Annotated in this window: 26 protein-coding genes; 18 read left to right on the forward strand and 8 right to left on the reverse strand. The window is 54.2% G+C overall.

Annotated elements, in window-relative coordinates; genetic code table 11:
• The first annotated feature begins 33 nt into the window (after positions 1-33).
• Genes envC through AAF463_RS19050 form a run of 4 tightly spaced genes read left to right on the forward strand, consistent with a single transcriptional unit; the run spans position 34 to position 4,379 of the window.
• The gene (envC, locus tag AAF463_RS19035) at positions 34-1,335 is read left to right on the forward strand and encodes a murein hydrolase activator EnvC (protein WP_192237029.1); all 1,302 of its coding nucleotides are present in this window, start codon (positions 34-36) and stop codon (positions 1,333-1,335) included.
• Between the two features lie 3 nt (positions 1,336-1,338).
• On the forward strand, positions 1,339-2,235 hold the full coding sequence (locus tag AAF463_RS19040; RefSeq protein WP_350261287.1) for a divergent polysaccharide deacetylase family protein: 897 nt from the start codon (positions 1,339-1,341) through the stop codon (positions 2,233-2,235).
• A 19-nt stretch (positions 2,236-2,254) separates the two neighbouring features.
• Positions 2,255-3,475, forward strand: a complete 1,221-nt coding sequence (locus AAF463_RS19045; RefSeq protein ID WP_101760672.1) for a glycosyltransferase — start codon at positions 2,255-2,257, stop codon at positions 3,473-3,475.
• Entirely contained in the window at positions 3,468-4,379 is a 912-nt protein-coding gene (locus AAF463_RS19050; protein WP_350261288.1) for a hypothetical protein, read from the forward strand. The genes AAF463_RS19045 and AAF463_RS19050 overlap by 8 nt, the downstream gene beginning before the upstream one ends.
• A 30-nt stretch (positions 4,380-4,409) precedes the next feature.
• Here the strand turns inward: AAF463_RS19050 and tdh are convergent, their stop codons facing one another.
• Both tdh and AAF463_RS19060 read right to left on the reverse strand, forming a co-directional pair.
• Complete coding sequence (gene tdh / locus AAF463_RS19055) at positions 4,410-5,438, reverse strand: L-threonine 3-dehydrogenase (RefSeq protein ID WP_101760674.1); 1,029 nt, start codon at positions 5,436-5,438, stop codon at positions 4,410-4,412.
• Positions 5,435-6,643 carry a glycine C-acetyltransferase gene (locus tag AAF463_RS19060; RefSeq protein WP_110868205.1) on the reverse strand — a complete coding sequence of 403 codons (1,209 nt, stop codon included), beginning with the start codon at positions 6,641-6,643 and terminating at the stop codon, positions 5,435-5,437. The genes tdh and AAF463_RS19060 overlap by 4 nt, the downstream gene beginning before the upstream one ends.
• A gap of 231 nt (positions 6,644-6,874) precedes the next feature.
• Between AAF463_RS19060 and rfaD the strand changes: the two genes are divergently transcribed.
• The 3 genes from rfaD to rfaC are packed head-to-tail and all read left to right on the forward strand — an operon-like array spanning position 6,875 to position 9,839.
• Positions 6,875-7,807 (forward strand): ADP-glyceromanno-heptose 6-epimerase, encoded by a 933-nt coding sequence (gene rfaD / locus AAF463_RS19065; protein WP_101760676.1) that lies wholly within the window; start codon positions 6,875-6,877, stop codon positions 7,805-7,807.
• Between the two features lie 17 nt (positions 7,808-7,824).
• Positions 7,825-8,868, forward strand: a complete 1,044-nt coding sequence (rfaF, locus tag AAF463_RS19070; protein ID WP_217550419.1) for an ADP-heptose--LPS heptosyltransferase RfaF — start codon at positions 7,825-7,827, stop codon at positions 8,866-8,868.
• A 2-nt stretch (positions 8,869-8,870) separates the two neighbouring features.
• Complete coding sequence (gene rfaC / locus AAF463_RS19075; protein ID WP_350261289.1) at positions 8,871-9,839, forward strand: lipopolysaccharide heptosyltransferase RfaC; 969 nt, start codon at positions 8,871-8,873, stop codon at positions 9,837-9,839.
• A gap of 19 nt (positions 9,840-9,858) precedes the next feature.
• On the opposite strand, the gene AAF463_RS19080 is transcribed toward rfaC, so the two are convergent.
• Positions 9,859-10,830 (reverse strand): polysaccharide deacetylase family protein, encoded by a 972-nt coding sequence (locus AAF463_RS19080; RefSeq protein ID WP_217550417.1) that lies wholly within the window; start codon positions 10,828-10,830, stop codon positions 9,859-9,861.
• Between the two features lie 318 nt (positions 10,831-11,148).
• Here AAF463_RS19080 and AAF463_RS19085 point away from each other — a divergent pair, with 318 nt between their 5' ends.
• The 8 genes from AAF463_RS19085 (at position 11,149) to coaD (ending at position 19,322) form a co-directional block, all read left to right on the forward strand.
• A complete protein-coding gene (locus tag AAF463_RS19085) occupies positions 11,149-12,273 on the forward strand; it encodes a glycosyltransferase (RefSeq protein WP_101760730.1) in 1,125 nt (374 codons plus the stop codon).
• Positions 12,274-12,316: 43 nt separating this feature from the next.
• Positions 12,317-13,426, forward strand: a complete 1,110-nt coding sequence (locus AAF463_RS19090) for a glycosyltransferase family 9 protein (protein WP_271461498.1) — start codon at positions 12,317-12,319, stop codon at positions 13,424-13,426.
• 47 nt (positions 13,427-13,473) lie between these two features.
• The gene (locus AAF463_RS19095) at positions 13,474-14,424 is read left to right on the forward strand and encodes a glycosyltransferase (protein WP_350262014.1); all 951 of its coding nucleotides are present in this window, start codon (positions 13,474-13,476) and stop codon (positions 14,422-14,424) included.
• A 73-nt stretch (positions 14,425-14,497) separates the two neighbouring features.
• On the forward strand, positions 14,498-15,574 hold the full coding sequence (gene rfaQ, locus AAF463_RS19100; protein WP_101760682.1) for a putative lipopolysaccharide heptosyltransferase III: 1,077 nt from the start codon (positions 14,498-14,500) through the stop codon (positions 15,572-15,574).
• Positions 15,567-16,700, forward strand: a complete 1,134-nt coding sequence (locus AAF463_RS19105) for a glycosyltransferase family 4 protein (protein ID WP_350261290.1) — start codon at positions 15,567-15,569, stop codon at positions 16,698-16,700. The genes rfaQ and AAF463_RS19105 overlap by 8 nt, the downstream gene beginning before the upstream one ends.
• 85 nt (positions 16,701-16,785) lie before the next feature.
• Positions 16,786-18,060 (forward strand): lipid IV(A) 3-deoxy-D-manno-octulosonic acid transferase, encoded by a 1,275-nt coding sequence (gene waaA / locus AAF463_RS19110; RefSeq protein WP_350261291.1) that lies wholly within the window; start codon positions 16,786-16,788, stop codon positions 18,058-18,060.
• Positions 18,061-18,063: 3 nt separating this feature from the next.
• Positions 18,064-18,840 (forward strand): glycosyltransferase family 2 protein, encoded by a 777-nt coding sequence (locus AAF463_RS19115; protein WP_350261292.1) that lies wholly within the window; start codon positions 18,064-18,066, stop codon positions 18,838-18,840.
• Positions 18,837-19,322, forward strand: a complete 486-nt coding sequence (gene coaD, locus AAF463_RS19120; RefSeq protein ID WP_110868213.1) for a pantetheine-phosphate adenylyltransferase — start codon at positions 18,837-18,839, stop codon at positions 19,320-19,322. Before AAF463_RS19115 ends, coaD begins: the two co-directional genes overlap by 4 nt.
• Before the next feature lies 1 nt (position 19,323).
• Here coaD and mutM read toward each other — a convergent pair whose 3' ends face one another.
• The 4 genes from mutM to radC all read right to left on the reverse strand — a co-directional run bounded on the left by mutM (position 19,324) and on the right by radC (position 21,518).
• Complete coding sequence (gene mutM, locus AAF463_RS19125; RefSeq protein ID WP_222213536.1) at positions 19,324-20,133, reverse strand: bifunctional DNA-formamidopyrimidine glycosylase/DNA-(apurinic or apyrimidinic site) lyase; 810 nt, start codon at positions 20,131-20,133, stop codon at positions 19,324-19,326.
• Between the two features lie 69 nt (positions 20,134-20,202).
• Positions 20,203-20,370 carry a 50S ribosomal protein L33 gene (rpmG, locus tag AAF463_RS19130; RefSeq protein ID WP_001051798.1) on the reverse strand — a complete coding sequence of 56 codons (168 nt, stop codon included), beginning with the start codon at positions 20,368-20,370 and terminating at the stop codon, positions 20,203-20,205.
• An 11-nt stretch (positions 20,371-20,381) separates the two neighbouring features.
• The gene (gene rpmB / locus AAF463_RS19135) at positions 20,382-20,618 is read right to left on the reverse strand and encodes a 50S ribosomal protein L28 (RefSeq protein ID WP_007885297.1); all 237 of its coding nucleotides are present in this window, start codon (positions 20,616-20,618) and stop codon (positions 20,382-20,384) included.
• Positions 20,619-20,861: 243 nt separating this feature from the next.
• A complete protein-coding gene (gene radC, locus AAF463_RS19140; protein ID WP_101760688.1) occupies positions 20,862-21,518 on the reverse strand; it encodes a DNA repair protein RadC in 657 nt (218 codons plus the stop codon).
• Between the two features lie 185 nt (positions 21,519-21,703).
• Here radC and coaBC point away from each other — a divergent pair, with 185 nt between their 5' ends.
• The 3 genes from coaBC to slmA all read left to right on the forward strand — a co-directional run bounded on the left by coaBC (position 21,704) and on the right by slmA (position 24,073).
• A complete protein-coding gene (gene coaBC, locus AAF463_RS19145) occupies positions 21,704-22,924 on the forward strand; it encodes a bifunctional phosphopantothenoylcysteine decarboxylase/phosphopantothenate--cysteine ligase CoaBC (RefSeq protein ID WP_350261293.1) in 1,221 nt (406 codons plus the stop codon).
• Complete coding sequence (gene dut, locus AAF463_RS19150; protein ID WP_167391166.1) at positions 22,902-23,360, forward strand: dUTP diphosphatase; 459 nt, start codon at positions 22,902-22,904, stop codon at positions 23,358-23,360. The genes coaBC and dut overlap by 23 nt, the downstream gene beginning before the upstream one ends.
• Positions 23,361-23,476: 116 nt before the next feature.
• Positions 23,477-24,073 (forward strand): nucleoid occlusion factor SlmA, encoded by a 597-nt coding sequence (gene slmA / locus AAF463_RS19155; RefSeq protein WP_008109747.1) that lies wholly within the window; start codon positions 23,477-23,479, stop codon positions 24,071-24,073.
• A gap of 41 nt (positions 24,074-24,114) precedes the next feature.
• Here the strand turns inward: slmA and pyrE are convergent, their stop codons facing one another.
• On the reverse strand, positions 24,115-24,756 hold the full coding sequence (pyrE, locus tag AAF463_RS19160) for an orotate phosphoribosyltransferase (RefSeq protein ID WP_008109749.1): 642 nt from the start codon (positions 24,754-24,756) through the stop codon (positions 24,115-24,117).
• Positions 24,757-24,791 lie beyond the last annotated feature (35 nt).

Genomic DNA, 24,791 nt, shown 5'->3' on the forward strand with positions numbered 1-24,791 from the left:
AAGCGGCTGTTCATCGTGGAATAATTATCGACTATGAAGGGAAAAGCGACCGTTACATACACAAGGACCCGTTACAACGGCACTGCGCTTCCGTTGTCATTTCGCTGGTCCGAAATCTCCCTGAGTCTGCTTCTGGCGGGCACATTATTACTTCCTGCCGCTGCACGCAGTGCGGATGACAGTAAAACGCAGTTGAAGTCCATTCAGCAGGACATTGCCGAGAAAGAAAAGAGCGTTAAAGCGCAGAAAGTGCAGCGCAGTAAGTTGTTGGATCAGCTGCAAAGCCAGGAAAAAGTGATTGCGCAGGCCAGCCGTCAGCTGCGCGAAACGCGTAACAGCCTCAGCACGCTTGAGGGTGAAATCGCGCAGGTCACCTCTTCTATCTCGCGGCTGGAAAAGCAGCAAGCACAGCAGGAAAAACTGCTGGCACAACAGCTTGATGCCGCCTTCCGTCAGGGACAGCATAATGGTCTGCAGTTGCTGCTCGGAGGCGAAGAAGCCCAGCGCAGTGAGCGCATTCTTGCCTATTTCGGCTATCTCAACGCCGCACGCCAGAAAAACATCGACGATCTCAAACAAACCCAGCAGCAATTAGCGGAACAGCGTCAATCATTGCAGGGCAAACAGGAGCAGCAAAAATCGTTGTTGGCCCAGCAGCAGACGCAGCAAAGCAAGCTGGAAGTCGCCAGCGCGGCGCGTAAGAAAACGCTCACCATACTGGAAAGCTCGCTGGAGAAAGATCAGGCGGACCTGGTTGAAATGCGTGAGAACGAAAGCCGCCTGCAAAGCAAAATCGCTAAGGCAGAGCGTGAAGCACGCGAACGTGCGGAACGCGAAGCGCGCGAGGCGGAAAAAGTGCGTCAGCGTCAGGCGCAGGCGAAAGCCAAAGGATCAAGTTATCAGCCAACGCAGAGTGAGCGCGAGCTGATGGCGCGTACCGGCGGATTAGGCAAGCCCGGCGGGCAAGCGGTTTGGCCGGTACGGGGACGTATTGAACATCGCTTCGGTGAATCGATGCAGGGCGAATTGCGCTGGAAAGGTCTGGTCGTCGATGCGCCAGAAGGTACCGAAGTGAAAGCCATCGCTGATGGACGCGTATTGATGGCCGACTGGCTGCAAGGCTATGGTCTGGTTGTCGTTCTGGAACACGGTAAAGGTGATATGAGCCTTTATGGCTACAACCAAAGCGCACTGGTGAGCGTGGGTGCTCAGGTGAAGGCAGGACAGCCTATCGCCCTTGTGGGCACCAGCGGCGGCCGCGGCACGCCTTCGCTCTACTTTGAAATCCGACGCCAGGGACAGGCTGTCAATCCACTACCGTGGTTAGGAAGATAAGTTTTGTTTCAACCCTCTAAGCTCTCGGCCGCCCTGTGCGGCCTGTTTCTGTCACTTTCCGCCCATGCGGGAAAACTCTCTATCGTGATCGATGACTTTGGTTATCGGCCAAAAGAAGAGAATAAAGTGCTGCAGATGCCCACCGCGATTTCCGTTGCGGTCCTGCCGAATGCGCCCCATGCGCGTGAGATGGCCACCAAAGCGCATCAGGGTGGTCGCGAAGTGCTGATCCACCTGCCGATGGCACCGCTTAGCAAACAGCCGCTGGAGAAAGACACGCTGACGCCCGAGATGAGCAGCACGGAAATCGAGCGGATTATTCGAGAAGCCAGCGGCAAAGTGCCTTTTGCGGTTGGCCTGAATAACCATATGGGCAGCAAAATGACCTCCAGCCTGCCCGGCATGCAGAAAGTGATGCAGGTGCTCAATCACTACAACTATTACTTTCTCGATAGCATGACGATTGGCAATAGTCAGTCGATCCCAGCCGCGCAAGGTACCAACGTTAAAGTCCTGAAACGCCGCGTGTTCCTTGATGATAGTCAGGATGAGGCTTCAATCCGCGCGCAGTTTACCCGCGCGGTGAAACTTGCGCAGCGCGATGGTTATGCCATTGCGATTGGTCATCCGCATCCGACGACGGTGCGCGTACTGCAGCAGATGCTGCCGACATTGCCAGCCGATATCACGCTAGTGCGGCCAAGCCAGTTGCTGAATGAGCCGCTGCATCAGGGTGCGGCTTCGCCGCCATCCAAAACGCAGCCGCCACGCTTCCGTGCGCCAGGCGTGTGTAAGCCGGGCAAACCGTTGCCGCCCGTGCCGCAGCACTATGCCGTTGAGTTGATCAGTGAAAGCATTGCGCAAAGTCTATTGGTTCAGACAATAAGGCAGCTCTTCTGAGCTCGGGAAAAGAAATTCAATGAGAAGAAAAATTCTGCTGTTGGATACCGGCCGCGAATGGGGCGGCGGTACCAACAGTATGCTCGAATTGCTCAAGCGCATTGATCGGCAGAGGTTCGATATTACCTGCTGTTTCTACAACAACTATTCTCGCGGCAACAGTGAAACCATTGAGTCAATTCTCAATTCGATTGGCATTCCGGTGGTTTTTATCGCCCAGCGTCGTCAGCCGAAATGGGCGAAAATCGCCAAAGAGCTGTTACGCACGCTATTCATTTTTAACCGCTCTTTAAAGAAGCAGATGATCGGTCGGGTTGACGAAAAATGGCGTGTATTGCCAAACGCCCAACAGATTTCATCTCTTATGCAAGCTGGGCAATATGACGCGCTGTATATGAATAATCAACCGAGCACCAATGTTGAAGGCTATCGCGCGGTTGAGGATTTGCAGGTTGCACTGATTCAACATTGCCGCATTGAGCCACAGTTAAATTCAGTGTTAGTGGACATGGTTAATAAACGCGTTGATGCCGTTATTGCGGTTTCGCATGGCGTAAATCAGACTTTGCGCCAAAGCGGCATTGATGCGCAGCGTTGCTTCACCGTTTCAAATGCTATCGATATTCATCAGGCCTTACCGGATCGCAAAGCCGTTCGCGCCCGCCTGGCTTATTCCCCTGATACCTTTATTTTTGGATCCATCGGCTCTCTTATTACGCGTAAAGCGAACCATCATATCTTCCAGGCGCTGGGCCAATTCAAACGCATACATCCCGAAGCCAATTGGAAAATGGTGGTGGTGGGTGCCGGGCCGGAACAGGAGAATTTGGTTTTGCTGGCGCGCAAAGAGAACATTGCGTCGAATATTGTGTTTACTGGCTTTCAAAATAACCCTCTGGATTACCTCGCGGCGTTTGACACTTTTATTCTCGCTTCAAGTAGTGAAGGCCTACCGCGCGTCGTGTTGGAAGCCATGCTGGTGAAAACGGCCGTGATTGGTTCGAACGTAGTTGGAACGGCAGAACTAATTAGCCACAACGAAACCGGATTATTATTCGAATACGGCGATATTAAACAATTAAGTGCGCATCTTGCCGTATTATGGCAAGACGCAAGTTTACGCCAGCGTCTCATTAACACCGCCGAAGAACGTGTACGCGAATGCTACGCCATTGAAAACTATGTGGCCGGGGTAGAGACGATATTGGATAACAGTATTGAAAGGAAAACTCATGTTTGATTTTTTGAACAAAAATCGTCGGCATATTCGTGCACGTCATAATATTCCTTATGCGCAAAGCAATACGCAAGGCGACGTTACGGTTACCTCGGTTGTTATTCCGTGCACTGGCGCGGATTATGTTGAAGAAGCGTTATTAAGCGCTGAGTTTGCTCGTCGGTTTGCGCCGAAAATGGAAGAGATTGTTATCGTGAGCGACCAATCTGAGCAGGCTTTTGGCAAACTTCCACATAATTGCCGCGTGGTAACGCTCAATGTTCCGCATCGCGAGGAAAGTTATCGTTATAAGCAAATCTATCGCAGTCGCCTAATTAAAATTCAGGCGCCTTTACAAGCCAAAGGCGACGGTATTTTAATGATTGATTCGGATCTGAATTTGCTTAAATCGCCTGATATTCGTATGCATCCAGGCCACCTTTACTCCAGTTTCCGTAACGGGAAAATGATCGCCAAGCTAGAGGGCGCGGAAGCACAGGCCATTCCCGCCTATTACCGGCCATCGATAAGACCTTATTTTGAAGATCACGTTAATGGTGCGTACCTGGCGGCAACCCGACAAACCTGGAAACGCATTTGTCCACTCTGGTTAACGCTCTTTCAGGATACCTGGGAATTAATGAATGACAGCCAACCGCCGACGGATCAGCTTCCCCTCGCCGCTTTGTTGGATATGTTGGATCTTCGCACGGTCAATTTAGGAGAATGGGCAAACTGGCCGGTTTCCAAAAAGATTGGCGGTAGCTCAGCAACCATTCCGGCAGACGTCATTGGCGCGCACGGTGGATTTCCATTGAGTGAATGGCAAAAGTATTTACTGGATCCCACCCAGCCACTCACCTTTAAAGGCCAGGACTACACCCGCAAAGTGCGCTACCTGACGGACGATGAAAAGAAACAATCCTGAAACTCTCCGGCCACCAGGCCGGAGAATGAATTAATCCCAGCTCAACACCACTTTGCCCGATCTTCCCGAGCGCATCTCATCAAAGCCCTGCTGGAACTCATCAATGTGATAGCGATGAGTGATGATGGGCGTCAGATCGAGGCCGGACTGAATCAGCGCCGCCATCTTGTACCAGGTTTCGAACATCTCGCGGCCGTAGATGCCTTTGATGAACAAGCCTTTAAAGATCACCTGATTCCAGTCGATGGACATCTCGCCCGGCGGAATGCCCAGCAGCGCGATGCGACCACCGTGGTTCATTACCTCCAGCAAGGTGCGGAATGCCGGTGGCGCACCAGACATCTCCAGACCGACATCAAAACCCTCGGTCATGCCGAGTTCGGCCATCACATCACGCAGATTTTCCTGCGCCACGTTGACGGCGCGCGTTACGCCCATTTTGCGCGCCAGATCGAGGCGATAGTCGTTGATGTCGGTGATCACCACATGGCGCGCGCCGACGTGCTTGCACACCGCCGCCGCCATGATGCCAATCGGCCCGGCACCGGAGATCAGCACATCTTCGCCCACCAGATCGAACGACAGCGCAGTGTGCACCGCATTGCCAAAGGGATCGAAAATCGCCGCCAGTTCGTCAGAAATGTTGTCGGGAATTTTGAAGGCATTAAACGCCGGAATCACCAGATATTCGGCAAAGCAGCCCTGACGATTAACGCCAACGCCTACCGTGTTGCGGCACAGATGCGTGCGTCCAGCGCGGCAGTTGCGGCAATGGCCGCAGGTGATGTGGCCTTCACCGGAAACACGATCGCCAACGGCAAAGCCCTTAACTTCCTGGCCCATTCCCACCACTTCACCCACATATTCGTGGCCGGTGATCATCGGCACCGGAATGGTTTTGCGCGACCAGTCATCCCAGTTGTAGATGTGCACGTCGGTACCGCAGATAGCGGTTTTACGAATCTTAATCAGTAGGTCGTTATGGCCGGGTTCAGGTATTGGCGCGTCCTTGACCATCCAAATGCCTTCTTCGGCTTTTAATTTGGCGAGTGCTTTCATTTCCCTGCTCCTGAAATAACGCCCAGCTGTTGACCAATACGGGTGAAGGCCGCCACGGCGTGTTCCAGCTGCGCCTGCGTATGTCCGGCAGAGATCTGCGTGCGGATACGTGCCTGACCTTGCGGTACCACCGGATAGAAGAAGCCTGTGACGTAGATTCCTTCCTGCTGCAACAGGCTGGCAAATTGCTGCGCCACTTTGGCATCGCCCAGCATCACGGGGATGATGGCGTGATCTGCGCCGGCCAGCGTGAAGCCTGCGGCAGTCATCTTTTCGCGGAAGAAGCGGGCATTTTCCCATAGACGCTGGCGCAAACCGTCACCTTCACTCAGCAGCTCCAGCACGCGAAGCGAGGCAGCCACAATCGCGGGCGCCAGCGAGTTGGAGAACAGATACGGACGCGAGCGCTGACGCAGCCACTCAACCACTTCTCTTTTCGCCGCCACGTAGCCGCCCGATGCGCCACCCAGCGCTTTACCCAGCGTGCCGGTCAGAATGTCGACGCGATCCATCACGCCGCAATATTCGTGCGTGCCGCGTCCGGCAGAACCCACAAAGCCCACCGCATGGGAATCATCGACCATTACCAGCGCATCGAATTCATCGGCCAGATCGCAAATGCCCTGCAGATTGGCAATCACCCCATCCATCGAGAACACGCCATCGGTGGCAATCAGGATGTGGCGCGCGCCTTTGTCGCGTGCTTCCTGTAAACGCGCACGCAGCTCACTCATGTCATTATTGGCGTAACGATAGCGCTGCGCTTTACACAAACGCACGCCATCAATGATCGATGCGTGATTAAGGGCATCTGAAATAATCGCGTCTTCGGCGCTGAGCAGCGTTTCAAACAGGCCGCCGTTGGCATCAAAGCAGGACGAGAACAGAATCGCGTCTTCCATGCCGAGGAACGCGGCCAGCTTGTGTTCCAGCTGCTGGTGGATGTCCTGCGTGCCGCAGATAAAGCGCACCGAGGCCATGCCAAAACCGTGCGTATCCATGCCGTCTTTCGCCGCCTGGATCAATGCCGGATGATTAGCTAAACCCAAATAGTTATTGGCGCAGAAGTTGATGACGGGCGGGCTGTTAGCTACGTTGATTTCTGCCTGCTGCGCCGACGTGATGGTGCGTTCTTGTTTGAACAATCCGTCCTGACGTGTTGTCTCAAGTTGTTGACGAATTTGCGAATAAAACTGACTGGACATGATTATGCTCCTCAGATAGCAAATATTTGGCACATATTACTGATCGAAAAGCGAATCAACGACATTTCAGCCATCAATATCTCGGTTTTGCAGCATAGTTCACGCTGCGAACAGGATTTGTGCAGCGTATACGGCGTCATCTGGCTGCCTGCGTCTGGCTGAAATGTTATGATGATAGGCATTCGTGGGTGAAACCTCCTGTTTCCCCCCAACTCTTTAAAGGCAAAGCATATGATTATCGTAACCGGTGGCGCTGGCATGATTGGCAGCAACATTGTTAAAGCGCTGAACGACCGCGGTCTGACCGACATTTTGGTGGTGGATAATCTGAAGGATGGCACCAAGTTCGTGAATCTGGCGGATCTCGACATCGCCGATTACATGGATAAAGAGGAATTCCTCAGCTACATCATGTCTGGCGAAGATCTCGGCCCCATCGAAGCCGTGTTCCATGAAGGTGCGTGTTCCGCAACCACCGAGTGGGATGGCAAGTACATGATGGATAACAACTATCAGTACTCGAAAGATCTGCTGCACTTCTGCCTCGAGCGCGAAATCCCGTTCCTCTACGCCTCATCTGCTGCCACTTACGGCGGCCGCAATGAGAACTTCATCGAAGAGCGCCAGTACGAGCAGCCGCTGAATGTGTACGGCTACTCAAAAATGCTGTTCGATCACTACGTGCGCCAGATTCTGCCTGAAGCAGACTCACCGGTGTGCGGCTTCCGTTACTTCAACGTGTACGGTCCGCGTGAAGGCCACAAAGGCGGCATGGCGAGCGTCGCGTTCCACCTCAATACGCAAATTAGCAACGGTGAAAATCCAAAACTGTTCGAAGGCAGCGACGATTTCCGCCGCGACTTCATCCATGTTGATGACGTGGTTGCGGTAAATCTGTGGTGCTGGGAAAACGGCGTTTCCGGTATCTACAACTGCGGAACAGGCCGTGCTGAATCTTTCCAGGAAGTGGCGGATGCGGTGCTGAACTTCCATCAGAAAGGCCAGATTGAATACATTCCGTTCCCGGACAAGCTGAAAGGCCGTTATCAGGCGTTTACCCAAGCCGATCTCACCAATCTGCGTGCAGCCGGTTACGACAAGCCGTTCAAAACCGTTGCGCAAGGCGTGGGCGAATACATGGCCTGGCTGAACCGTAACGTATAAGGAAACCGGCAGCAGCGATGAAAATTCTGGTTATTGGCCCATCATGGGTCGGCGATATGATGATGTCGCAAAGTCTCTATCGCACGCTCAAGGCTGAGCATCCTGAAGCGGTGATCGACGTGATGGCGCCGGCCTGGTGCCGCCCATTGTTGTCGCGTATGCCGGAAGTGAATCAGGCGCTGGCGATGCCGCTCGGCCACGGCGCATTGGCGCTGGGCGAGCGTCGTCGTTTGGGGAAAACCCTGCAGGCCAGTGGCTATGACCGCGCCTATGTGCTGCCGAACTCCTTTAAATCTGCGCTGGTGCCGTTTTTCGCCGGGATCAAACGTCGCACCGGCTGGCGCGGCGAGATGCGCTATGGCGTGTTAAATGATGTCCGCGTGCTGGACAAAGCGGCCTTTCCGTTGATGGTTGAGCGCTATGTGGCGCTCGGCTATGACAAACCGGTTGCTTCCGCGCAGCAGCTGCCGCAGCCGTTGCTGTGGCCGCAATTACGTGTCGATGATGATGAAAAGCGGATGACGGCGGCGCAGTTTGCGCTGTCCGCCGAACGTCCGGTGATTGGGTTTTGTCCGGGCGCAGAGTTTGGCCCGGCGAAGCGCTGGCCGCATTATCATTATGCCGCGCTGGCAGAGCAGCTGATTGGCGAAGGTTATCAGGTGGTGCTGTTCGGTTCGGCGAAAGATCGTGAAACCGGCGACACCATTGTGCAGACGCTATCAGAAGCGGCGCGTGCGCACTGCAAAAATCTGGCGGGTGAGACGCAACTCGAGCAAGCCGTGATTCTGCTGGCGAACTGTGTGGCGGTGGTCAGTAACGATTCCGGCCTGATGCATATCGCTGCGGCGCTTAATCGTCCGCTGGTGGCGCTGTATGGCCCAAGCAGCCCGGACTTCACTCCGCCGTTATCTCAGCACGCGCGCATTATTCGTTTGATCACCGGCTATCACAAAGTCCGCAAAGGTGATGCCGAGCAAGGTTATCACCAGAGCCTGATTGATATTCAGCCAGCGCGCGTCCATCAGGAACTGAGCGCGCTGTTGCATCCGGTGCAGGAGTAAAGATGCACGTTTTGATTGTTAAAACCTCCTCGATGGGAGACGTGCTGCATACCTTGCCAGCGCTCACGGATGCGATGCAGGCGATTCCAGGCATCAAGTTTGATTGGGTGGTGGAAGAAAACTTCGCTCAAATCCCCGCCTGGCATCCGGCGGTGGATAGAGTGCTGCCAGTGGCGATTCGCCGCTGGCGCAAGCACTGGTTCGGTAGCCAGCAGCGTGAAGAGCGTGTGCAATTTAAGCGTGAGCTGCAATCGCGTCAGTATGATGTGGTGCTGGATGCACAAGGTTTGATCAAAAGCGCCGCGCTGGTAACGCGCCTGGCAAAAGGCGAGAAGCACGGGCAGGACAGCCGCAGCGCACGCGAACCTTTCGCCAGCTGGTGGTATGACAAACGCCATGAAATCAACAAGCAACAGCATGCCGTCGAACGTACGCGCGTGCTGTTTGCCAAAAGCCTCGGCTATGAAAAGCCTGCAACGCAGGGCGACTACGCGATTGCCGGCCATTTCCGCTCTACGCTGCCCAATGACACGCAGCCTTATCTGGTGTTTCTGCATGCTACCACGCGTGATAACAAACACTGGCCGGAGTCACACTGGCGTGCGCTGATTGAGTTAGTTCAGCCAACAGGATTGCGCGTGAAATTGCCGTGGGGCGCAGAGCATGAACATCAACGCGCACAGCGTCTGGCCGAAGGCTTCGACCATGTTGAGGTATTGCCTAAGTTAACGCTGGAGCAGGTAGCGCAAGAATTAGCTGGCGCGCGAGCGGTGGTGTCGGTAGATACCGGTTTAAGTCATCTGACGGCAGCGCTGGATCGTCCGAATATCACGCTGTACGGCCCAACCGATCCCGGTCTAATTGGTGGCTATGGCGAGAATCAGTACGTGCTGCGCCCTGCAGAAGGCCACAGCATGGCGGATATTCAAGCCATAGATGTCGCAACAATGATTAAAGAAATCACGGTATAGTTTTATAACGTACCGTAATTTAGCGTGACTGGTCACTTTTCTTTAAAAGCGCGTATTCTGTTAGCGTCATGCCCTGAGTACGTGGTTGTAACCAGCTAAATAGCTGCTCTAAATCATCGTAAAGGTGCTCAATATCAGCCTCATTTTTAAACGTGGGGCTGCCATCGGGCATAAATTCTGATGAATGCAGCATGAACTCAACGTAATCATTTCCCTGGCTAAGTGTTTGCTCAACCACCTGTTTCATCTGCTGCACATTGCCCCCCACCGGACGTAGCCAATTAACAGATGGACCGCGCTTCTTGCCGCGCATGTCATTCCACGCTTTTTTTAGCTGATTAGTGAAAGCGCCATAGCGGTACTGAATGCTCATCGGCAACTCCAGCAACGGGCTGTCACCCGCGCGGGAAATATCACTAACATCAAGGTAATAGGCATGATCCGGGAAACGGCTGTAATCGGTGCCGCCTTTGCCTTGCGGCGCGCCGGATGAATTGCGCCAATCCACGCGAGGTGTGACGGAGCAATCAACTAAATAACCGTTGTCGATCAATGCTCGAGCGTAAACTTCATTAAAAGCCCAGCGTCCGGCACGATGACTGGTCATCTTCTGCCGAAAAGCGCTTTCCAGCAAATCGGTCATGTAAGCGACCTTGTCGCGCAGGATATTTTCTGGAAATTCAATCAAATAAGGCTGATAGCGCCAGTCATCATCGGTCAACGCGTATTCCGGCGGGCTATACCATGCATGAAGATGCATGCCGATTTCACCTTGCCCACGCGCCAGCAGATCGCGACCAAATTCAACATACGCCGCATCGCTCGCCATTTCGTAATTCGTTAGCCAGGTGGGTTTAAAACCGTATTTCTCACATAAGGCTTGAAAGCGCGGCAGAAACTGAACATTTCGCGTGGTAACCTTGCCGCTGCGATTGCGCCAAAGATTATCGCCTTCAGTATCGAGAGTGATTAAAAACGCAGGCTTATCCATAACTTATCCGATAAAATGAGCACTTTCTCATCGCTATGGTACGCAAGCCCATGAATGAGGGCAAACTTTTCATTTGCTGCAGTGAGCAGATGTTGGTAGCAGTATAATAGCGGTTAAACTAGAGTAAATTAGAATGCACATCGGCCCTAATACGCAGAATACTCATCTTAAGAGCAATGCGTAATGTCTGAAGCCAAACATACCTAATAAATTGATTTATCTTATATTCAGTCCTGTTTTATCAGGGGATGATAGATATTTTGTCATACAAAACAGGCTGGCGATTAGGAGCAAAAGAATTTGTCGAAGCGCATTCTGATGGTAATTGATGGCCTGCCGGGCGGTGGCGCCGAAAAAGTTGTTCTGACGCTGGCTGAAGGTTTTATCAGCCAGGGGCATCGGGTGTCGCTCTTCTCCTTACGCAAAGTCTGTGAATATCCCATTCCTGCAGGCGTTGATTATCAGACCGTGATTGATAAAAGCTCACGGCCGTGGCGCAAACTGACTGAAACCCATCGTCGTGCACATTTGCTTGATGAATCCGTGCGCCAAAGCGAAGCGCTGCACGGAAAATTTGATTTGGTCTTGTCTAATCTGCATAAAACCGATCGGATTGTCCGCTATGCGCGTGCGCTGGATGCCAGTAAAACCTGGTATTGCCTGCACGGCGTTTTTTCAGCCTCCTATCTTGCGCGCAAATCAGGTTTCTCTTTGTGGCTTAAGCGGCTGAAAATTCGCGATACTTATCGCGGCAAGCAGCTTATCGGTGTCTCGCAATATGTCATTGATGATGTGATTCAAAACATCGGGGTGAAGCCAAGCAAAGCACAGGTCATCTTTAACCCGTTTGATTTCGAACTTATTTCCCGCCTGGCCGCAGAACCGTGTCCACTTGCCGGAAGCAATTTTGTGCTGCATGTGGGGCGTTTTCATGAAACCAAGCGCCACGATCGCTTGCTGGCCGCCTATGCTCAAAGTGGCATCACGGCTCCGCTGGTGCTATTAGGTCAGGGAAGCGAAAAAATCACGGAAAGATTACGCCAGCAAGCCATCGATTTAGGCATCGCGGAGCGCGTACGCTTTGAAGGTTTCCATAAAAATCCTTACCCATGGATTCGCCACGCTCGCTTATTAGTGGTGAGTTCAGACAGCGAAGGTTTTGGCAATGTACTGGTCGAAGCTTTAAGCTGCGGCACGCCGATAGTCAGCACTCGCTGCCCTGGCGCACCATCAACTATCATGAGCGGAGATCTTGCACGCGGGCTAGCGGATTTGAATGCGGATTCACTGGCGCAGAAAATGCACGAGGTTTATGCCGCTCCGCCTGATTTGCAACATCTGGACTTAAGCATTTATAGTCTCAAGGTTATTTGTCAGCAGTATTTGCAACTGGCAGAAGTGGAAGAACCACTATTTTCAGGCACTGAGCACGTTTCAGGTTAACAGGTCCCCATGTCGGTGTGGCCGTATCATGGGGATAAAAACGTTGACGTATGTGATTCTCTTTTTACTCTTTTTGCCGGTCAAATGGGTGATGAAAATCTTCCATGGCCGAACCGGTAAAAATCTGGTGATTCAAACAGCCAAAATCGGTGATTTCATCAATATCACTCCGCTGTTAACTCATTTGGGGAAAAGCGACGCACTGTTAAGCAATAGCGTTGCCGCGCTCGCTTCGCGCGATAACACGCTGGAAAATATTTGGTATATCGAAGAGCATCGCTCCGGCCTCATTAAGAAAATTAAACTGGTCTGGCAACTGCTCAACCGTTACGACAACATCTATCTGTTACATCCCACCAACCTCAACCTGTTCATTGCCGCTTGCTGTAATGCCAGCAACAAACAGTTTCTTTCCAGCTACCGCCGCAAAGGTTATCAGGGATTGTTTTATCTCACCGCAAGCGGTGTGGTGGAGCATGAGAGAAATACTCTGACGCTGGAAAATTACCTAAAACTCGCCGATCGCTCGTTCACTAAAGAGAGTTATCCGAAGCATGCGACACAACCACTTTGGCACCCCAACTCGCTGCCGGATGAAATATTCCAGCATGATGGCATTCGCATTGGCATCAGTATCACCGCAGGCAATCAGGCAAAAACCATTCCACCGAAAATCTGGCAGCGACTTTTTGACCACTTAAGCGATTTACCCTGCCAGTTTTATGCCTTTGGCGCACCGAATGAACAATCACGCTTGCAGGAGCTGTATAAAGTTGTCGGCGCGCGCGCGAACCTGACAAGCCTTGTCGGCAAAGTGCCGTTGGAGGACGTCCCTGCGGTCATTAGCGAGATGGATTTCTATATCGCGTCAGATTCCGGCAATGTCTATATTGCCGATGCGCAACAAGTGCCGATCATTTTGATTTACGGCCCATGTTGCGTCGAAGAGCAGCGGCCGCTGGGTGATGTGTTGTTGATTGGCCCAAATCATATTGCGCCCTCATCCTTTGTTTTCGCCGCGCAGTACAAATTTATGCATCCTACTGAACAGCTGTTTGAACTGGATCAGCGGAAGCTTGACGATATTCACGATTTTATTAGCACGCGGCAGCAACAACGCCTGGCGCGACGGAAGAACATGAAAACAGCATGACAACGCAGCCCGAAAGCTCAGCCCCGTTACTCAGTCTCATTATTCCTATGTTTAACGCAGGCAGCGATTTTGCTGCCTGTGTGCAAGCGCTGCTGGCTCAAACTCTCACCTCACTGGAAATTATCATTGTCGATGATGGTTCCACTGACGGTTCGGGGGAGCGTGCTGATACTTATGCGCAGCAGCATCCCCATGTTCGCGTTATCCATCAGACCAATGGCGGCGTATCGCGCGCGCGTAATGCGGGCTTAGCGGTGGCGCGCGGTAAGTACGTTTCGTTTCCGGATGCTGACGACACCATGGATGCCGCGATGTATCAAACGCTGGTTGAGATGGCGGAGCGCGACAACCTGGATGCCGCACAGTGCAACGCGGAATGGTTTTTCAAAGCCAGCCAGCAAGTAAAACCGCTGATTCCGCTCGATCGCCTCACCAGCACCGAGGTACTGAGCGGCCCTGAGTGGCTTAATAAGGCGCTGCAAACGCATCGCTACATGCATGTGGTTTGGCTGGGCATTTACCGCCGAGAGTTGATCGAACAGCTCAAACTCTACTTTGAACCCGGCCTGCATCATCAGGACATTCCATGGACCACCGAGTTCATGCTCAACGCGCAACGTGTGCGTTACACCGATAAAGTGTTGTACTGCTACTACATGCATGATGCTTCCATCAGCAACCGTAAGCGCACCGGCCAGCGTAATGTGGAATATCAGCGTCACTACCTGAGAATCGCGCAGTTGCTGGAAGAGCTCAATGCACGCTACCGTCATAAGGTAAAAATCTACCCGGCATTTCACTACCAGATTACGCATGAGGCGCTCAGCGTCTGCCACTGTATCCGACGCGAACCCGAAGAGAGCGCACGTCAGGCGATGATTGCCGATCTGTTCGCTACGCAAACTCACCGGCGCATGCTGCGTAACGCGCGCGGTATAAAGCAATGGTATCAACTGCTGCTGTGGCTAAGCCGGATTTACCGCTGGCGCAAGAAATAAGCGCCGCGTCCGGCTTTCACGCCTTTGGGGTTTGCCTTACAATCAGCTGACTGAATTCTGAGATCATTTGAGTATGGCAAGCCCGATTCCAGACCAATTTGCACCGAAAAATATTCTGCTGATCAAGCTGCGTCATCACGGCGACATGCTGCTGACCACGCCCGCGATAAACGCGCTGCGCCAACGCTATCCTCAGGCGAACATCGACGTTCTGCTCTACAAAGAAACCCGTCCAATGCTGGAGGCGCACCCGGCCATTCGCCAGTTGCACATCATCGATCGCAACTGGAAGAAGGAAGGCGGCTGGCAGAAATTCCGGCATGAAATGGCCCTGCTTTCCGCGGTGCGCGCGTGCCATTATGACCTGGTGATTAACCTCGCCGATCAGTGGCGCAGCGCCATCATTACCGGATTCTCTGGCGCGCCGGTGCGTATCGGTTTTGCCTTCCGCAAACGTGATAACGCCTTATGGCGCTGGATGCACAACCATCTGGTCAGCACGGAAGATCATCATCAGCTGCATACGGTTGAACAGAATATGGCCGCGCTGAAGCCGCTGGGCATCGGCGGCGCCGGCGCAAAAGCCTCGATGCATTTCAGCACAGCCGATCAACAAATAGTGCAGGATGTACTGGCTCATCATGCGGTGAAAATGCCGTTTGTTGTGCTGCAACCCACTTCTCGCTGGCTGTTCAAATGCTGGGAAGATGAAAAAGTCGCACAGCTAATTGATGCGCTCGCTGCCGAAGGCCGCACCGTGGTACTCACGGCGGCGCCGGACCAGAAAGAAATGGCAATGATCGCCAATATTCAGTCGCTGTGTCGCAGCCACAATGTGGTGTCGCTGGCGGGAGAATTATCCTTGCCGCAGCTGGCGGCGCTGATTGATGCGGCACAGCTGTTTATCGGCGTAGATTCTGCGCCGATGCACATGGCCGCCGCGCTGGAAACGCCGTGTCTTGCGCTGTTTGGACCTACCAAGCTGCAACACTGGCGTCCGTGGGGCGATCACAATCGCGTGATTTGGGCCGGTGATTATGGCCCGCTCCCCTCGCCAGACGACATCGATACCAACACGCAACAGCGCTATCTTTCTGCCATTCCCGTTGAGGATGTGGTGGCTGCCGCCCGGAGTTTTTTGCATGAGTAAGTTACGCCTGGCGATTGTCCGGCAGAAATACCGCCCAGACGGCGGCGCTGAACGTTTTATTTCGCGTGCGCTGGAAGCGCTGGATAGCGAGCAGCTCGATCTCAATATCATCACCCGCAGCTGGCAGGGCACGCCGAATCCGGCCTGGCATCTGCACATCTGCAATCCAGCGAAATTCGGTCGCATCTCGCGCGAGCGCGGTTTTGCGCGTGCCGCGCGTGCATGTTGGGAACGCGAGAAGTTCGACATTGTGCAGAGCCACGAACGCATCGCCGGTTGCGATATCTTTCGCGCCGGTGATGGCGTGCATCGCGTCTGGCTAGAGCAGCGCGCGCGCATCGTGTCGCCGTGGCAGCGCTTAAGCGCCCGCCTCAGTCCTTATCATCGTTATGTGTTACAGGCAGAAGCCGACATGTTCAACGCGCCATCGTTGAAAGCGGTGATCTGTAATTCAGAGATGGTGAAGCAGGATATTTTGCGTCACTTCTCTCTTGATGCCAGCAAGATCCATGTGATTCACAACGCCATTGATAGCCAACGCTTCCAGCCAGCTAGCGAAGCGCTGCGTCATGCGGCACGTCAGCAGCTCAAACTGCCGCAAGATGCCACGGTGATGATTTACGTGGGTTCGGGCTTTGAGCGCAAAGGCTTAAAAGCGGCGATTGAAGCGGTGGCGAAAAGCGATCGCTATCTGGTGGTGGTCGGCCAGGATAAGCAGCTGTCGCGCTATCAGCAGCTGGCAAACCAGCTCAATTGCCTTGATCGCTTACGCTTCGTCGGCGTGCAGCAGGATGTGCAACCGTTCTACCATGCAGCCGATGCGCTGCTGCTGCCCACGCTTTATGATCCCTTCCCAAATGTGGTGCTGGAAGCAATGGCTTGCGGCCTGGCGGTGATCACCAGCACCGGCTGCGGCGGCGCAGAGTTTATCACTGCGGGTCAGGAAGGTTTTGTCTGCGATGCATTAGATATCAACGCGTTAAACGAAGCCGTACTGGCAACACCGGCGCTTTCACACAATTCTGCCATGGGCGAAGCCGCACGTCGCAGAATTGAACCTTATGGTCCGCAGCGGCTGGCGCAAGCGCTGACCTCGCTGTATCAGCAAGTGCTGCAGACCAGCTGACGAAGTGGTATGAGCAGGCGGTTAATTTCTGATAACATGCCGCCTTTCATCTGTTTTTTGACGCGATTCTGTCGTAACGGTAACTATGACGACTCTATACACAGCCTTGCTCTACCTGATTCAGCCACTAATCTGGTTGCGCCTGTGGCTGCGCGGTCGAAAAGCACCGGCCTATCGTAAACGCTGGGCAGAACGCTACGGCTATTGCAGCGGAAAAGTGCTGCCACATGGCATTGTGCTGCACTCGGTTTCCGTCGGCGAGACGCTGGCGGCAGTGCCGCTGGTGCGCGCGTTGCGCCACCGCTATCCAACGCTGCCGATTACCGTCACCACCATGACGCCAACCGGCTCCGAGCGTGCGCAGTCCGCGTTTGGCAAAGATGTACACCACGTTTACCTGCCCTACGATCTGCCAGGTTCGATTAACCGTTTCCTCGATACCGTCGATCCGCGACTGGTGATCATCATGGAAACCGAGCTGTGGCCCAACATTATCCGTATTCTGCATCAGCGCAAGATTCCGCTGGTGATTGCCAACGCGCGCCTGTCTGAGCGCTCGGCCAAAGGCTACAAGAAACTCGGCGGCTTTATGCGCGACCTGCTGCAGCGCATCACGCTGATTGCCGCGCAAAACGCCGAAGATGGCGACCGTTTCCTCAGCCTTGGCCTGAAACGTTCGCATCTGACCGTTACCGGCAGCCTCAAGTTTGATATCTCCGTAACGCCAGAGCTGGCGGCAAAAGCGGTCACGCTGCGTCGTCAGTGGGCGTCGCGTCGTCCGGTGTGGATCGCCACCAGCACTCACGAAGGCGAAGAGGCAATTGTGCTCGATGCCCATCGACGTCTACTACAGCAGTTCCCCGATCTGCTGCTGATTTTGGTGCCGCGCCATCCGGAACGTTTCAAAGATGCCTGCGACCTGACACAAAAACGCGGCTTCAGCTTTATCCTGCGTAGCAGCGGCGAAATTCCATCAAGCTCCACGCAAGTGGTCATTGGCGACACCATGGGCGAACTGATGATGCTGTACGGCATCGCCGACCTCGCCTTTGTTGGCGGCAGCCTGGTTGAGCGCGGCGGCCACAATCCGCTGGAGCCGGCCGCGCATGCTATTCCGGTGCTGATGGGCCCGAACATCTGGAACTTCAAAGATATCTGCGCCAAGCTGCAGCAGGCCGAAGGGCTGATTACCGTTACTGACGTGGTATCGCTGCAGAAAGAAGTCGCTAACCTGCTGCAGGATGACGATTATCGCCGCTATTACGGCCGTCATGCTGTGGAAGTGCTGCATCAAAATCAGGGCGCATTACAGCGTCTGCTACAGTTACTCGAACCTCACCTACCGCCGCGAGCTCACTAATTCATGTCGCAACGCCAACGTCTCTCCGTGGTGATGATCGCCAAAAACGAAGCTGAACTGCTGCCGGAGGCGCTGGCTTCTGTCAGTTGGGCAGATGAGATTGTGGTGCTCGATTCCGGCAGCAGCGACAACACGATGCAGGTCGCTCGCGAACAGGGCGCGCAGGTTTTCCAGGCTGAAGGCTGGCAGGGATTTGGCAAGCAGCGCCAGCGCGCGCAGGCCCATGCGCAAGGCGAGATGATTTTGATGATCGATGCCGACGAGCGCGTTACACCCGAATTGCGTCGCGCTATCGAGCAGGTTCTCGCACAGCCCGCCTCGGACAACGTTTACAGCCTCGGTCGCAGCAACCTGTTTCTCGGCCGCTTTATGCGCCACAGCGGCTGGTATCCCGATCGCGTTATGCGCCTCTATCCGCGCAAGTTCAATTACAACGACAATCTGGTGCATGAATCACTGGAGACGCAGGGTGCGCCGGTAGTGAAGCTGGCGGGCGATCTGCAACATCTCACCTGTCGTGACCTGATTGCCTTTCAGCGTAAGCAGATGAACTATGCCGAAGCCTGGGCAAATGAGCGTTTCCAGCGCGGCAAACGCTGCGGCTTGTTGTCGATCTTTAGCCACACGCTCGGCGCATTCGTTAAAACGCTGCTGCTGCGCGCCGGTTTTCTCGACGGCAAACAGGGCTGGATTCTGGCGGTGGTTAACGCGCAGTACACTTTCAACAAATACTCGGCGCTCTGGGCGCTGCATCACACCTCAACACAAGGTCGCGTATGAGTACGAAAGCGATTTATCCCGGGACCTTTGATCCCTTCACCTTGGGTCATCTGGATATTGTGACGCGCGCAGCGAAGATGTTTGACCGCATCGTCGTGGCGATTGCCGCCAGCCCAAGTAAAAAGCCACTGTTCAGTCTGGATGAGCGCGTGGATATGGCGCGTCAGGTGACGGCACATCTGCCGAATGTCGAGGTGATCGGGTTTAGCGACCTGATGGCGAACTTTGCCCAGGCGCAGAATGCCAATGTGCTGGTGCGTGGATTGCGTGCGGTGTCAGATTTTGAATATGAGCTGCAGCTGGCGCAGATGAATCGTCATCTGTTGCCCACGCTGGAGAGCGTGTTTCTGATGCCGTCAGAGGGTTTCTCGTTCGTCTCTTCTTCGCTGGTCAAAGAAGTCGCGCGCCATGCCGGTGACGTGCAGGCATTTCTGCCTGCCGTTGTGCATAAGGCGTTACTGGCGCGACTGGCACAGCCTTAACTCAGTGCTGGCAGCGTGGACACCAGAAGGTGCTGCGCTGACCATGTTTGCCGCTGACAATTGGCGTACCGCACGCACGGCAAGGTTCGCCGGCGCGGCCATAAACCTGCAACTGCTGCGCGAAGTAGCCGGGTTTACCGTCCGTTTGCAGGAAATCACGCAGCGTGGTGCCGCCCTGCTCAATCGAGCGTAACAACACCGCTTTGATGGTGTTAACCAGCAGCTCGGCCTCTTCCTGACTCAAACTCATTGCCGAACGATCGGGCAAGATCCCGGCAGTAAACAGCGATTCGCTGGCGTAGATGTTCCCGACGCCCACCACCACTTTGTTATCCATCAGCCACTGTTTAATCACGGTGCGTTTGCCGCGTGACTTTTCAAATAGATAGGCACCATCAAATTCGCTGCTGAGCGGTTCCGGACCGAGATGGGCCAGCACGCTGCTGCCTGCGAGGTCATTGCTCCACAGCCAGGCGCCAAAGCGACGTGGATCGGTGTAGCGCAACACTTTGCCGTTGCTCATCACTAAATCGACATGGTCATGTTTGGCGGCCGGTTGTTCGCCGGGTAGCACGCGCAGACTGCCGGACATGCCGAGGTGAATGATGATCCAGCCATGCGGTAGTTCGAGCAGCAGATATTTAGCGCGACGCTGCACGCTCAATACGGGTTGGTCGCTCAGCGCGTGGATTTCATGCGAGACCGGCCAGCGCAAACGTGAATTGCGCACCACCGCATGCAGAATCGTGGCACCCACCATGTGGGGTTCGATACCGCGACGACTGGTTTCTACCTCAGGTAATTCAGGCATCTCATCTCCTCAACGAATCGCAGAAACAAAAAACCCGGCCGAAGCCGGGTTTTTCACAGAACACTAAAATTACTTAATTTTAGCTTCTTTGTAGATCACGTGCTGACGTACAACCGGATCGAACTTTTTCAGTTCTAATTTCTCTGGTTTAGTACGTTTGTTCTTCGTGGTGGTATAGAAGTGACCTGTACCAGCAGAGGAAACCAGCTTGATCTTCTCACGAATACCTTTAGCCATGATTCAGTTCCTTAGTACTTCTCACCACGGGCGCGGATTTCGGTCAGAACCGTATCGATGCCCTTTTTATCAATAACACGCATACCTTTAGCAGATACACGCAGAGTAACGAAGCGCTTTTCGCTCTCAACCCAGAAACGGTGAGAGTGCAGGTTCGGCAGGAAACGGCGTTTCGTCGCGTTCATTGCGTGGGAACGGTTGTTACCCGTTACCGGACGCTTTCCAGTTACCTGGCAGACTCGTGACATTTCTATTCTCCAAAAATCAAATCAGCTCGAGCTTTAAAAACTAGGTTTTGGCCGCCTCGTCAGGCCTTAGCCCGCCCAGGCGAGTTCCATGTGAACCCGCTAAGCTGGCCCAAACGCCAAACCCGAGATTCTCAAAGGTGGCGTAGTATACGCCGCTCAGCCCGAGTGCTCAAGTCCCGAACAGATAAAGATCCCTCTGGATCGCGCAAAAATGCCCTATTTCTGTTCAGTTGAATCGATGAATTACAACCAACCGCGCTCGGCGAAAGAGGTAAACTCGCCGTGACCGATCACCAAATGATCAAGTAAACGGATATTGAGCAGCGCGCACGCTTGCCCGACTTTTCCGGTAATATCGCGGTCGGCGCGACTGGGTTCAGCGATTCCCGACGGATGATTGTGCGCCAGAATCACCGCCGCCGCGTTAAGTTTCAGCGCTTCGCGCACGATTTCGCGCGGGTGAACTTCCACGCTGGCAATCGAGCCGGAAAACATCTTCTGCGCCTGCAACACGCGGTGCTGATTATCGAGGAACAGCGCCATAAACACTTCGCGCTCCTGATGCGCCAGCACGCTTTGCAGGTAATGGCGCGTCACCTGCGGATTCTCCATCACGTTTTCCCGCGCCAGCTGGCTGGCAAAAAATCGCCTTCCCAGCTCGGCGATGGCATACAGCTGCGTCATTTTGGCGCTGCCCACGCCTTTAATCTGCCCGAGTTCCTCTTTGCTGGCCGTCATAATGCGATAGAGCGAACCAAACTCGTTCAACATCTGATGCGCCAACAGCAGCACGCTGGTGCCGCTGATACCGGTACGCAAAAAAATCGCCAGCAGCTCAGCATCACTCAACACTTCAGCGCCCATTAACATCAGTTTTTCCCGTGGTGCCAGTTCCGTCATGACCATCTCCTCCCTGCGATGCGGCGATTCTGCGCGTCAGCCACCGTCAGCGCCAGCACGCGCTGAACGATTTCAGAGCCAGCTCGCAAAGGCCGCAGGCAGTGAAAAGGCGCACTGTGGATTTTGTGATAAAGTTGCCTGCATCTGCCGCCCCTGACGCGGCAATTTGCTTTGAGGCGAACAACATGACGGGATTAGCTGGAAAGAAAATTCTGCTGGGCGTGAGCGGCGGCATTGCTGCATACAAAGCGCCGGAGCTGGTGCGTCGGCTGCGCGATCGCGGTGCTGATGTGCGCGTAATGATGACCGAAGCGGCCAGGGCCTTTATTACTCCGCTGAGCCTGCAGGCGGTTTCCGGTTATCCGGTATTTGATGATTTGCTCGACCCGGCAGCCGAAGCGGCGATGGGCCATATTGAACTGGCGAAATGGGCCGATTTAATTGTGCTGGCGCCGGCTACCGCCGATCTGATTGCCCGCGTCACTGCCGGCATGGCGAATGATTTGGTCACTACCGCGTGCCTGGCAAGCGCAGCGCCGGTTGCCATCGTCCCGGCCATGAATCAACAGATGTACCGCGCGGCGATCACGCAAGAGAACCTACAGCGTCTGCAGCAGCGCGGCGTACTGATTTGGGGCCCCGACAGCGGCAGCCAGGCGTGCGGCGATGTGGGTCCCGGCCGCATGCTCGATCCGCTGGCGATTGTGGCGCACGCGCTGGAATGGGCTGCGCCCGTCAACGATCTGCAACATCTCAGCATTATGATCACCGCCGGTCCAACCCGCGAAGCGCTGGACCCGGTGCGGTATATCAGCAATCACAGCTCGGGCAAGATGGGCTTTGCGATTGCTGCGGCTGCGGCCAAACGCGGTGCGAAGGTGACATTGGTTACCGGCCCGGTGGCGCTGCCAACGCCAGTTGGCGTGCAACGCGTGGACGTCGACAGCGCGCTGGAGATGGAAGCGGCGGTGATGGCGCAAATCCAGCAACAACATATTTTCATTGCCAGCGCAGCCGTGGCAGACTACCGGGCGGCTAACATTGCCGCAGAGAAAATCAAAAAACAGGGTGGCGACGACAGCGTCACGCTGCAGTTGGTGAAGAACCCCGATATTGTCGCGGGCGTCGCGGCGCTGCAGGAAAATCGCCCTTATGTTGTGGGATTTGCTGCCGAAACCCAGAATGTGGAAGAATACGCGCGGCAAAAACGGGTGCGAAAAAACCTGGATCTGATTTGTGCCAACGATGTGGCGCAGGCGGGTCAGGGCTTCAATAGCGACACCAATGCTCTTCACCTTTTTTGGCAGGAAGGAGAAAAAGTCTTACCGCTCAGTGATAAGACGCTCCTTGGCCAACAATTACTAGACGAGATTGTCAGCCGTTATGATGAAAAAAATCGACGTTAAAATTCTTGATGCACGCGTGGGCAATGAATTCCCGCTGCCGACTTATGCAACCTCTGGTTCCGCAGGCCTCGATTTACGTGCCTGCCTGGATGATGCGCTGGAAATCACACCAGGCATGACCACGCTGGTTCCCACCGGTTTGGCGATTCACATTGCCGATCCTGCTCTTGCCGCCGTGATTCTGCCGCGCTCCGGTCTTGGCCATAAACATGGCATCGTGCTGGGTAATCTGGTCGGTTTAATCGACTCCGATTATCAGGGCCAACTGATGGTTTCCGTGTGGAACCGCGGCCAGGACAGCTTCACGCTGCAGCCAGGCGACCGTTTAGCACAGCTGGTCTTCGTGCCGGTCGTGCAGGCCGAATTTAACCTGGTGGAAGATTTTGACACCAGCGACCGCGGCGCAGGCGGCTTCGGTCACTCAGGCCGCCAGTAACACGCGACACTTTTCGCTTAGCCATCTTTTTATTTCTTGTCGCCACAGGCCGCTATGTCTGTGGCAGATGAGGCAGTATTGCCTGTTTTTGGTGAATTTCAGGGGTGTTGAAGGTCATGGCAGAAAAAAAAGTCGCGAAACGGAATCGTCGCGAAGAGATTTTGCAGGCGCTGGCGCAAATGCTGGAGTCGGGCGATGGCAGTCAGCGCATCACCACCGCGAAGCTGGCCGCTAATGTCGGCGTGTCGGAAGCGGCGCTTTATCGCCACTTTCCCAGCAAAACGCGCATGTTTGACAGCCTGATCGAGTTTATTGAAGACAGTCTGATTACCCGCATCAATCTGATCCTGAAAGATGAAAAAGAGACGCTGACGCGCCTGCGTTTAATCGTGCAGCTGATTCTGGGATTTGGTGAGCGTAATCCGGGGCTGACGCGTATTTTGACCGGCCACGCGCTGATGTTTGAACAGGATCGCCTGCAAGGGCGTATCAATCAGCTGTTTGAGCGTATTGAAGTGCAGCTGCGTCAGGTGATGCGCGAGAAGAAAATGCGTGATGGTGAAGGTTTCCAGAACGACGAAACGCTGCTGGCGAGCCAGTTACTGGCGTTTTGTGAAGGGCTGTTGTCGCGCTATGTGCGCTCCGAATTCCGCTTTCGTCCGACCGCAGATTTCGAGAGCCGCTGGCCGCTAATGGCGGCGCAGTTGGTTTAAAAGACCAGGTCGGCATAAATGCCGACCTCATTACCGAATAATTAAATCCCGTACTCTTTACGATACGCGCGCACTTTCGCCAGATGGTCAGCCATCTCCGGCTTCTCTTCCAGGTAATCAATCAGCTCAGCCAGGGTAATAATCGCCGTCACTTTGCACTTATAGTCACGTTCCACTTCCTGAATCGCCGAAATATCGCTGCGACCGCGTTCCTGACGATCCAGCGAAATCAACACGCCCGCCAATGTCGCGTTATGCGCACTGATGATATCCATTGATTCACGAATCGCGGTACCGGCGGTGATCACATCATCCACCAGCATCACTTTGCCTTGCAGCGGGCTGCCCACCAGCAAACCGCCTTCGCCGTGATCTTTGGCTTCTTTGCGGTTGAAGCAGTAAGGCACGTCACGTTCATGATGATCGGCCAGCGCCACCGCGGTAGTGGTGGCAATTGGGATGCCTTTGTACGCCGGGCCAAACAGCAGATCGAAATCAACGCCGCCATCAACGAGCGCCTGCGCGTAGAAACGGCCTAACAGCGCCAAATCGCGACCGGTATTAAACAGACCGGCATTGAAGAAATAGGGGCTTTTACGTCCCGATTTCAGGGTGAACTCACCAAACTTCAGCACCCCTTTGTTCAGGGCGAATTCAATAAACTGACGCTGCCAGGCTTTCATTTCTCACTCCTCAAATAAAGAAAAGGCGACTCTAT

The sequence above is a fragment of the Pantoea sp. BJ2 genome, assembly GCF_040255075.1.
GTDB lineage: Bacteria > Pseudomonadota > Gammaproteobacteria > Enterobacterales > Enterobacteriaceae > Pantoea > Pantoea leporis.